The sequence below is a fragment of the Rhizobium sp. N122 genome (assembly GCF_002211295.1).
Lineage (GTDB): Bacteria > Pseudomonadota > Alphaproteobacteria > Rhizobiales > Rhizobiaceae > Rhizobium.
The window spans coordinates 1-10074 of sequence record NZ_LOKU01000070.1 but is presented as its reverse complement, the minus strand read 5'-3'; the positions used below and the strand labels follow the sequence as shown (position 1 = coordinate 10074).

Genomic DNA, 10074 nt, shown 5'->3' with positions numbered 1-10074 from the left:
ACCGGCTCCAACGCTGCGCGAGATGAAAGCTTCGCGTTTCCGCCGGTTGCTCACACCGCGCCACTTGGCGTATTCAAAACCGCCGGGGCTCTAATCGCTGCCGGATGAAAGTTCGGTGGCAGGTCAATGGGGACATCAGCATCATCAAGGGGCACCAACAGTAGCCAGCCGTTGGTGCCTGCGTGGGCGGACGATGAGCCAGGCAAGCCACTGCCGAAGCCTGAGGCACAAAGGTTCCGCTCATTCAGGACCGCCTTCGGCAAAGCTGTTGCCGGTGGTGGCGACAAGGACGATCTAAGAAAAGCGCTTGGCCACTTCGCCCGAACAGCGACAGGTGGAAGCGCCGTCGGACCTCGCCGTTTTGGAAATGTTTATACGGCAGGCGGCGGGCTCTATTCGGCACTGCGCGACATTGCTGATGGCAATGCCGTCCCAGGGCTAGACCCAAGCGAATTCATCGGTAGGTCGACCGACTATTTCGCGCAAGCACTTGGTCAGCTTTTAGCGGGCGACACAGCCGACGCAGATAGAATCAACGCCGCTGTCCAGGAAGCGGTGGCTGCCGTTTTAGACCTGGACGAGACATTTGATCCGGCCCTACTAACCGATGACGTCATCTCCGAACTACTCTCCGAATTTCTGTCGCAGTCTGTTTTCCAGGCCATTGTCGAAGAAGCGGGCGGCGCGTGGGACCGCGCCGATGATGAGAAGAAGACTGCCGATTGCGAGCAGGCTTTGCTCGATCTCGTGCGGGTGGTCGTCGACAAGTCCCTTCAGCAGCGGTTGAAAGGTGGCTCGAAGGGCTTCACCCAAACCGAGATAAAGGACTTCATGCGAGAGGCGACAACGACTGCCTGGAGCGACTGGGAGAGCTATCAATGACCGTCAATCGCCTAAAATTCCACACAAGCGATTTTGATGCAGCATCGCGTAGTGGACCGGGCATCCTCGACATAAGGCTGTACGGGGTCACGAACCTGGCGGATGCCGCTCATATCGGTAACAGGGTTCCAGAGCAAGTTGAGCGCCTGAGCGCCCCCACCTCGACGGCGGCTTTTGACTTTCTCTCCATCGCTCTTGCTGTAACGGCTGCGGATTCTTTTTCACCACGTCATGTCAGCGGCGAAAACGGTTGGGCTCGGACATTCGAGCTAGACGTGCCGTTGGTGAGCCCACAGACATGGGAACCGGTTCGGGAGCGCCTTGAGAAAGTGCTGGCTTTCCTGAGCGGCGACACCTGGACTTTGACTTTTAAAGCTGGCGGTCGTGGCAAGCCGCCAACGATGCAAACCAGAAAGAGACGCGCCGCAAATCTAGGCGGTGTCGACTGCGTCAGCCTTTTTTCCGGCGGCCTCGATAGCTGGATCGGAGTGAACAACCTGCTACGCGACAAGAAGGTGCCCGTCCTTGTCAGCCACGCGTATACAGGCGACCGTCAATACCAGAACAGATTGTTTCCATCTCTTCGTGGCCGGGCCGAGCGTTTTATCGCGAATGCAAGTCCTATGAGACAGTTTAGTGGCCATGATACCACAATGCGAACTAGGAGCTTGAACTTCCTTGCCTACGCGGCCATCGCAGCAGACGCCGTCGCCCAACTGAGACCAAATTCTGGACCGGTGCCACTCTACGTTCCGGAGAACGGCTTTATCGCCCTCAACGCGCCGCTGACGCCGCGACGGATCGGCTCGTTGAGCACGCGAACGACCCATCCCCATTTCCTCTCCGAACTGCAAACGATTTTGACGGCTGTCGGAATTCAGGCAAAGATCGATAATCCGTACAGGCACAAGACAAAGGGACAAATGCTAAGGGAGTTCAAGCCGGATAGCTCGGAAACGGCTAATTCAATGCGGACGGTGTCTTGCGGCAAGTGGAAACGGAAAGGTATTCAGTGCGGCCACTGCGTTCCCTGTATCATCCGGCGGTCGGCATTCTTTGCTGCAGGGATAGATGATGCGACGCAATATGGCCGCACTCTTCAGGATGCAATCAACGACGACAATGTCCACTTGAAGGACGACGTCATGTCGATGGTGGCAGCCGCTCAGACAACGGCGAAAGCAACGCTGCGCAAACGAGCGTTGTCGAGCGGCCCTCTTCCTTTGAATATGCAGGAGCGGCAAGGCTGGTTTGACGTACATGAGCACGGGCTGTACGAGGTCGCGAAGTATCTGCGGTCCGAAAGCATCATGAGTTGATCGACTTCCATTGCCACCTCGATCTCTTTCCCGATCCTGTCAGGGCTGTAGCAGCCGCCAGAGAGGCAGACCTTTACGTCCTCTCTGTAACGACCACTCCCAAGGCTTTCATCAAAACCGCTAAACTGGCTTCGGGTTGCAAAAGGATCAAGACAGCTCTCGGTCTCCATCCGGAAATCGCACATGAGCGGAAATCCGAGCTGCCCCTGTTCGACCGATTGATATCGGAAACGCGCTACGTCGGAGAGGTCGGTCTGGACGGAAGCCGCGACTACACTGCTCATTTTGAGGACCAAAAAGTGGTCTTCGATCATATCTTGTCGACCTGTTCCATGGTAGGTGGCCGTATCCTATCAATACACAGCCGCAACGCCGCCACCAAGGTTTTGGACGCATTGGAGCGCCATCCGGATTTTGGCTTTGCTGTTCTTCATTGGTTTTCCGGCACTCCGTCGCAGCTTCAAAGAGCAATTGAGATGGGATGCTGGTTTTCGGTCGGAGCCCCCATGGTCAAATCTGCCAAGGGACGAGAACTGATATCCCAGATGCCGATGGAAAGGGTACTCACCGAAACCGACGCACCCTTCACCTCAAAGCCGGGAGGAACCTATTCACCTGCCGATGTGAATTCTGCGACTGAAGGCCTGGCTGCCATCTGGGGGAAAAGCGTTGTCCAGACAAACAGGGTGATCACGGAGAACTTGAAATCGTTGCTGAAGAGCTGACGCGTTCAGAACATCACCAAAGGTGACCGCTTGGGAGATGTCTCACGGCTCGGGAGGCGGGACTAAAACCGTATATTCTTGGGGTGGATAATGCTGATGCTCTATAGGCCAAAGCCGCAGGCCTCGTTTACAGAAGTTAGACCCTACGACGCACGAGGGGCGCAGACATCCGGTTTTAAGCATCGAGCATAAGGTGACTAGGATGTCGCTTTTTAGAAATTCCGTTGTCCACGTCGGTTCCTGGGCCGCCCTTGTCGGCTTCGGGCTTTGGACCTACCACGATCCCGGTTTCGAACCGATTATCGGTTTAATTGCCGGTGCTGTCGGCGTGGTGACCAACTTCGAGGCTTTCCCGCTTGGGTGGGGAAACCGGCGGAAACTGAGCCCGGAAGCAAAGATTGCGCTGCGCGATAGGTGGCGTCCCGTTTTCGAAGATTTCTTCCTGATAGCTGCACAGGATAGCTACCGCACCGACGTGATTGTTCACGATGTTGCACGTCTCGATCACTATCCCAACGCCGACGAGAAAGGTAGAGGCATCTCCGCTTGGTTCAGGGTAGGCCTGATGGGAACCTACAACCGGGGTGTCCTTCTTGGGCTGCGATGGACTCATCTCCGCCAGGAGGAAAATGGCGAATGGGTCGAATACCTGACGCACCATCCAGAAGATGCACGAAAGGTCATCCTCTTAGCGGAAATTCCCTACGAATTAATTGAGTCCTTCAATCCTTACGGCGATAGGTATTACAACAAGCCGCATCTTTTTTGTCACTTTGACTATGGCGGCCAGCCATATGAACGGCTTTTTTACGGCGAACAAAGCCAACTGTTTGCCAACTCCCCCTATCACTATACCGAGATAACTCGGTTCAAGCCGCCGCCATTGCTAAAACGGCTGAAGGAAAAAAGTCGCCTTTTCTGAAATTCGCATCTCCTGCAGCACTTTGGTGCGCAATCTCAAGGCCGTGATGGTCAGGTCCGAACCTGCAAGCGGCGGTATCGTTCGGAACTATGCCCGACCTGGGTCGGCATGTGACCGCAATTACGGAGCGAACCGAATATGACCGATAGCACCGATCTGGACCTGATGGCGAAAGACGTTCGCGCCGCCGCAGAGGAATGCGGGGCGATGATCCTCGAATCCATTCTGGCAAGCGAGGACCTCCCGGCGGTCGTGGTCAATGGCGACATATTCCCTGCTCTCATCAAGCATTTGCGGCCACGTCTGATCTACATGGTTGTGACCACCTTCGATGCTACTGGGGAGGTCGCCTCCCATTTCGATGAGGACGAGCTAGATGCTGGCCTCAAGAAACTCTCAACAAAATGGACCAATCGCAATGGCCAATCATCGCGCCTAATCCTTGGCTTGATGGCCGATGGCGTCTTGCACGGAATTGTCGAGACGGCCGATTGGTTCGACGATTTCGAAGAAGAAGCCGACGTCCTTGTAAATGTCCGGGCCGATGAAGAAAGGGCCACGTTTGATCGGGAGCAAGAAGCCCAGCGCCAACAACGCGAAGCCGACGAGAAAAAGCGTCTCGCTCCGATCATCAAAAAGCTGATAGCTGATCCGCGCTTCGTCGCGCCCAAAATCAGTGCTGCCAAACGATTGACTCTTGCGGAGACACTGTTTCCTGAAGTGGATCGCACCACCATCAAAAAGGCTGTCGAGAAGGCCATCAGTGAAGTTTGGCTGGCGGGCTCCGAGGGATGACGCCTGTCTCCTGGCCATGTTTCCTTCCAGCGATGCCGAGATAACTCAACGCCTACACGAGACGACTATATTTTCGCACGTCGCATGAGTTCGTCGAGCGCCTCTCCATACGACATCCCGGTTTCGTTACAGAACCGTTTGAACCGGTTGATTACCTCGATAGGCGCTCGTACGAACGCCTGATCAAAAGGCTGAGACGGCTTCCGAACACGCGCCACGCGTTCAACCGGCTCACGACTGGTGAACCCCGCTCTTTCGGCGGCTGCATCACCCAAGTTTGTGGCATCTGCCTCAGAATTGTCCTTGGCTTTGCGTGGCGCGAACTTTGAAACGTCGAGCTTCTGCTCATTCCCAAATCCTAAATCCCTGGTCATCATGCCGCCCTCGCGTCTGTCAATTTCTGAAGGACCTCTAAGATTTCCCCGGTGAAATGCATTGCATTCTCAATTGCGGCAGGTACGCCGTTGACCGCCTTGGGGTCCAGCTCATGGAGGGCGAGACGCTCCATGAACATCGCGTTGTAGGCCTCACGCCGATGCAGATGCGTTCGTAATATCGGCAGATCGCTCCTTTGCATTTGCTGGCCGATCTCTCGCTCAATCTTGCGGGTGAATGGGGGCGGATTTGTCCGGTTGAACGCCAACGCAAAGTTGATCGGGCGACCCGTATCCGCTTCGCTCTCGCGAACCAGACCGACCGCTCGGGCCGCTTGCTGAGCGTCGAGTGCGCTTCCAGCCAGCGGTATTAAGGTCAAGTCACTGCGGATAATCGTTCTACTGGTAAGGCGGCTGGCCGTGCCCTCAAGGTCAATGAACACGAACTGGGCTTGCGCAGCTGTCTCGTTAATCAGGTCACGGATGTTTGCTTCCGTTGCGTCGCTTCGAACCTTGATCGGGAGAGCACTACTGCCAGATCGCCAGTCCGTAATGGGCCGGTTTGGGTCAGCATCGATTATAACTACAGATGCACCCTGTTGCGACAGGCAAGAAGCTACCGCCAGCAGGGTTGTGCTCTTCCCCGCGCCACCTTTGGGATTGGCCGCACAAATCACCGGCATGTCAATTTTCTCCAATTTGGCAAGTGAGTAGCATGATTGCGTGCGCTCGATCAAGATTTCATGCATTCATTCAATCAAGCATGCTAGCAAGCCAGCTTGATATCATTCTTGATATCCGAGGTGAGCTATATCCCTCTATTAGTTATAAGTGGGCTTGCGCTTTTTTTCCGGTCGTCTAAAAGCAAATTCAGTGTCCACGTAGCTCAGCAGGATAGAGCACAGGATTCCTGAAATTCAATTGGGGGTTGCAGCTGGAAACGCCGCAATCGATCTGCTCAAAGTCGGGGAACGCTTCGCTGATCTCTCAGCATGCCAATCCCGAGCCAAGCTCCAGAGAAATCTGGTGAAGGTGTAGAGACTGGATGGGCAGCACCTAAAGGTCTTCGGACCCATGGTGAAGGGACAGTCCAGACCACGAACGCCCTTGGGCGGCGGCTAAAGCCGAAGTGGTATGAATCCTGGGGTCGGAGGTTCGAATCCTCTCGTGGACACCATTTCTACATATCAAGAGTGCCGTCTCCCAATTCGCGCCCTCCAGAAAGTACAAACCTTTCTATGCGGTCAAACGTGTGCCGGTCCATGATGGTGGTCCGTGCAATGGTGTCGCGGGACACCCGCAATCCGATATCGTCCAACAGGAAGCGACTGGATCGCACAAATGACAGCCATCGACCTAACATCTCAACCAGTTCGGGAACTGCGATGTCATTGTGCGGTTGCAGGGAAACTGAATTGCCAATCAGTTCCTTCAGATTTTTGTTTAGGTTGAAGAGTCTTTGGATCAAAGACTTCATCTCCTGGATGCTCGCACGCGTCCCAGCGTCCAATCCGGTGAGGTCCAATCGCTCAAAATCTTCGATTGACGTTCCGGCTGGGTCGGCGCGTATATCGACCATACCTTCGAACGCACGACGCCAGATTCCAAGCATTTTGCTATACCGGTTATAGAGCGACTGTTTGTCTGGAAACTTGGGAAATTGCACGCGTCCTTCTTCTGCCACGGATTCAGCACTTGGATAAATCGGTTTCTTGCGGAGCAACATCATCTTACAAACGTTAGCTATTGCCTTGTTGTTTGCTTGATTGATTCTGTTTTTAGCAGGGATGGCGGCGATGAAATCTTCGGTCTCAATCTCCGCAGCTCTGATGATAGCTTTTATCCGGGACATTATGCGAGGGCTCTCAGGTTAGTATCTGCGGCGAGAAGAGCGGGTGTGAATGAATCACCTAAGGTTGCCCCGAAAAGTTCTCGTACGACCTCATCTGCACCGACATCTTGGAGGCGAAGTTTTCCCGTTGAGACTGCATCGATTGACGGTCGATCAAGATGTTTGAAAAGCAACTGTGAAAACTGATCTTTGAAGTATCGGCGTTGTTTGTCATCCAGGGTCGCAACTAGCGAGGGCGGAACAAATCCCGCGTTGTGGGCGATCAAGTCCAAGGCCCGATCCCGCTTAGCTTCCACCCTATCATTCCCCAAGAGTGGATAAATCCGACTAGAGGCCGTCAAATACTCTGATTGCTCGAACTCGCTCACTCCCACAAACTCAAAGACGGACGCCTGATCAGATACAACAAGCGACAGGCCCCCGCCTAATCTGTTTTCGTCGGCTCCTTCCAACTTCTCTATTTGGACGCAAGCGTCGACTATCCTACACACGTTGAAAAGCGCACGCTCCGTCATGCGTCGTTCGTCCAAAAGGTTCTTTTGCTTGATACTCAGTTCGCTGCTCTTCTCCACAAAAAGGATTTGATCGATCAGGCCCTGCGCCTTCTGGCGCGATAGCTCGTCAGACATATCTATCAACGCTTCGACTTGCCCATCTATATGGCCGCGCTTTTCTTGTAAGCTGGTGCCAAAAGCCAACAGAGGGTCGAGCCACGGCGGCCCGGATATGAAGTGCCTGCACATAATGCAGTTGCGCTTTCCTCCTTCCACATGATCGTGCTCGTTTCGTGCTACTCCCAGCTTCCTTTTGATGACCTTCAGTGGTCCGCCATCATGGCATCGCCCACCACCAAAGGGACAGAAGCCTATTCCGACATTGCAGAATGGTATCTTGTCGAAAGCGTTCACAGCGTTTGAGATTGCTTCCGAGCCCAATGCGGCGGATCGCCGCCGAGCGGAATCAAACGAAGAAACTTTGAAGTCTCGTATGAATTTTGATTGCTTCTTCGAACCCTCGCTCGCGGCGATCTGAAGTGAAGAGTGAATTTTTGCTGGCGAAAAGAGGATATAGTAAAGAGTCATCACGACGCTGGAGTGGCCAGCGACGATCTTACTAATCATTTCGATGGGAACGCCGTCTTCGTAGAAACGCCCAATGCCATACGCTCGCAGACCATGCAGATTGTATCGAGAGGCCAGTTGGCCGTTTTTTGCAGGTTCGACAATGGAAATGATGCTGTCAGGATTGTCGAGGTTCCAGCGACGTTCCACTTCCTGCAGCAAGCGGGTCCATGCTTGTACGATCTGAGTGTGCGAGGGAGGTTTGTTATGCCGAGAGCTTCGACCCGACCGGGGCAGCCGAAACAGGAGAAAAACCAATGGCAATAAATCAACACTCGCCTTTGAGAATCCATGATTACCATCGAGATAAAGTTCCGGAGAAACTGGCTCGCTTACTGGATTAAAAGTCATCTGCCAGTTTCGCAACCTGTATAGACGAAGATGCAATTTGTCTATTTGGTGAGGGATTGCGTAAGGCTGCCCGGACTTATTCGTATTAATTTTGAATCCGACAATATCGCTTCCTTTGAATTGATATGCGTATCCACGCGGGTCTGCGGTCCGTCCTTCTTTCCGGCTCCAATACCCCACATTCGGATCGAGATTATTCTCCCAATCCCTAGTTTCGGCATTATACTTAGTTAGGTCTCCTTCGCCACTGTCCAAGCGTTTTACGCCTGAAGCACGAAGGGGAAGCGAGAACATCATGTAAAGGAGGGTGGGCAGAACCGGGCAATAGAGCTTCTGCCACCTCCCGTCGCGTTCAGCTAGAACGTCAAATAAACCGCTTTGCTCCGCCCAACCATTGTCTTCTTCCAATATTCTTTTTGCTAGATCGAACAAATGGTCGGGCAGCGGCCGCGATGCAGTTTCGTAGAGCCTGGCTTTGTTTTTGCTCACTTGGCCCTTCGCCCATGACAACGCGGATGCCGGGATGAGCCGTGTGATCGCATGCGACGGATGCTGAGCTTTCAGCTCGGTTTCAACAAACTGGCAAAAATTGATGGCTAGGGAGACTTGCGTTATTACGTGATGTGAGACGTGCCCGATACGATCCCTGAGGAATTGAGGAAAGCTCCTTTTGCTGACGCCGTTCGAACATAAATCAAGCAAGCCTCTGCCGGGCGCGTCCACCGCGAGCCAACTTAAGACGTCAAGGACCATCTGACTGTTGGATGACGCCCTCACGCTCTGTTCATTCATGTACCGTTCGAAGAGCTGCATAAGCTCCTGTTCCGCGCCCTTCGGATGGGCAAGGACCGCGATCCGGGTTCGCGATGACCCAATCGAAGATTTATGGTTTCGAAGTTTGAACCCCAGGTTACCGTCGTTGTAAAGCTTATTGAGAGCATGCCCCACCTCTCGCAACGACTGTAACCCGGTATGACCACCAGCCCAAACATCGGTCCGAAATCGTAGACCGTCCGTCGTGCGGTACCAGTCAAAGACGCTGTGAATTATTTCTATGGGAATTTTTGATGCTGCGACGCCTCCACCCACACTGCACGAAAATACGCCAAGCAAACGGTCAAGATTGCGTTGCACGTTCTCTCTAGCTTCTTTTGATAATCGGTCGAGAAACTCAAACGCTCCCAGGTCTAGAAGGTCTTTTTGTAGGGAGCGTCCCAGCTGTCGTTTTTCGATCAAAGCCCTCACGACGAGCATGTTGCTGCCTTTGTCGCCGCCGTGGAAGAAGCGCGGGGGTAGGCAGATATTAGCGCGGGACAGTGTCGCGACGGCGTCGAGCGCCTTTTTGTCAAGCTCTATACGCCTTGGGTAGGTCGTTAACAGATTCAGGGCTTGAACGACCGATTGATCACAAGGCAGCCCCGTCGTCGCGTAAACTGCTTCATCGCTCCCGTTAAAAAGGTACGATTGATGTTTTGAAACGAGTGCCTCTTTCAAGCGCGTTCCACCTAACCTAAAGCGCCAAAAGCCAATGATTCCTGTCCGACGCGCCTTAGGGTGCGAAGCTAAACCTGCTGACGGACGCTGATCCATCTCGTATTGGCTTTAGGTGAGCGTACGGTGAGCTGTTTTTGCTGATCGGCCAAATCAGGCGATGTTCTGGCATTAGAACCAGCATTAGTGCTGACATTAATACCAGAACGAAGAGGTTTCATGGCTCGCATAGAGATCATGTC

General features: G+C 53.6%; 9 protein-coding genes. 5 read left to right on the top strand and 4 right to left on the bottom strand.

Annotation, left to right across the window (positions count from 1 at the left end; translation table 11 throughout):
- Nucleotides 1-126: 126 nt before the first annotated feature.
- From ATY75_RS30975 to ATY75_RS30955, 5 genes are all read left to right on the top strand, one after another.
- Nucleotides 127-882, top strand: coding sequence for a hypothetical protein (locus tag ATY75_RS30975; protein WP_088940413.1), 756 nt, complete (start codon nt 127-129; stop codon nt 880-882).
- Complete coding sequence (gene qatC / locus ATY75_RS30970) at nt 879-2201, top strand: Qat anti-phage system QueC-like protein QatC (protein ID WP_088940412.1); 1323 nt, start codon at nt 879-881, stop codon at nt 2199-2201. The genes ATY75_RS30975 and qatC overlap by 4 nt, the downstream gene beginning before the upstream one ends.
- On the top strand, nt 2198-2926 hold the full coding sequence (gene qatD / locus ATY75_RS30965) for a Qat anti-phage system TatD family nuclease QatD (protein ID WP_088940411.1): 729 nt from the start codon (nt 2198-2200) through the stop codon (nt 2924-2926). Before qatC ends, qatD begins: the two co-directional genes overlap by 4 nt.
- 202 nt (nt 2927-3128) lie before the next feature.
- The gene (locus ATY75_RS30960; RefSeq protein WP_088940410.1) at nt 3129-3848 is read left to right on the top strand and encodes a hypothetical protein; all 720 of its coding nucleotides are present in this window, start codon (nt 3129-3131) and stop codon (nt 3846-3848) included.
- Between the two features lie 138 nt (nt 3849-3986).
- On the top strand, nt 3987-4643 hold the full coding sequence (locus ATY75_RS30955; RefSeq protein ID WP_088940409.1) for a hypothetical protein: 657 nt from the start codon (nt 3987-3989) through the stop codon (nt 4641-4643).
- A 65-nt stretch (nt 4644-4708) separates the two neighbouring features.
- On the opposite strand, the gene ATY75_RS30950 is transcribed toward ATY75_RS30955, so the two are convergent.
- From ATY75_RS30950 to ATY75_RS30935, 4 genes are all read right to left on the bottom strand, one after another.
- Nucleotides 4709-5020 carry a hypothetical protein gene (locus tag ATY75_RS30950; RefSeq protein ID WP_245317671.1) on the bottom strand — a complete coding sequence of 104 codons (312 nt, stop codon included), beginning with the start codon at nt 5018-5020 and terminating at the stop codon, nt 4709-4711.
- On the bottom strand, nt 5017-5766 hold the full coding sequence (locus tag ATY75_RS30945) for a ParA family protein (protein ID WP_245317670.1): 750 nt from the start codon (nt 5764-5766) through the stop codon (nt 5017-5019). The genes ATY75_RS30950 and ATY75_RS30945 overlap by 4 nt, the downstream gene beginning before the upstream one ends.
- Nucleotides 5767-6197: 431 nt before the next feature.
- Entirely contained in the window at nt 6198-6869 is a 672-nt protein-coding gene (locus tag ATY75_RS30940) for a hypothetical protein (protein WP_088940407.1), read from the bottom strand.
- On the bottom strand, nt 6869-9835 hold the full coding sequence (locus ATY75_RS30935; RefSeq protein ID WP_190241462.1) for a VPA1269 family protein: 2967 nt from the start codon (nt 9833-9835) through the stop codon (nt 6869-6871). The genes ATY75_RS30940 and ATY75_RS30935 overlap by 1 nt, the downstream gene beginning before the upstream one ends.
- Nucleotides 9836-10074 lie beyond the last annotated feature (239 nt).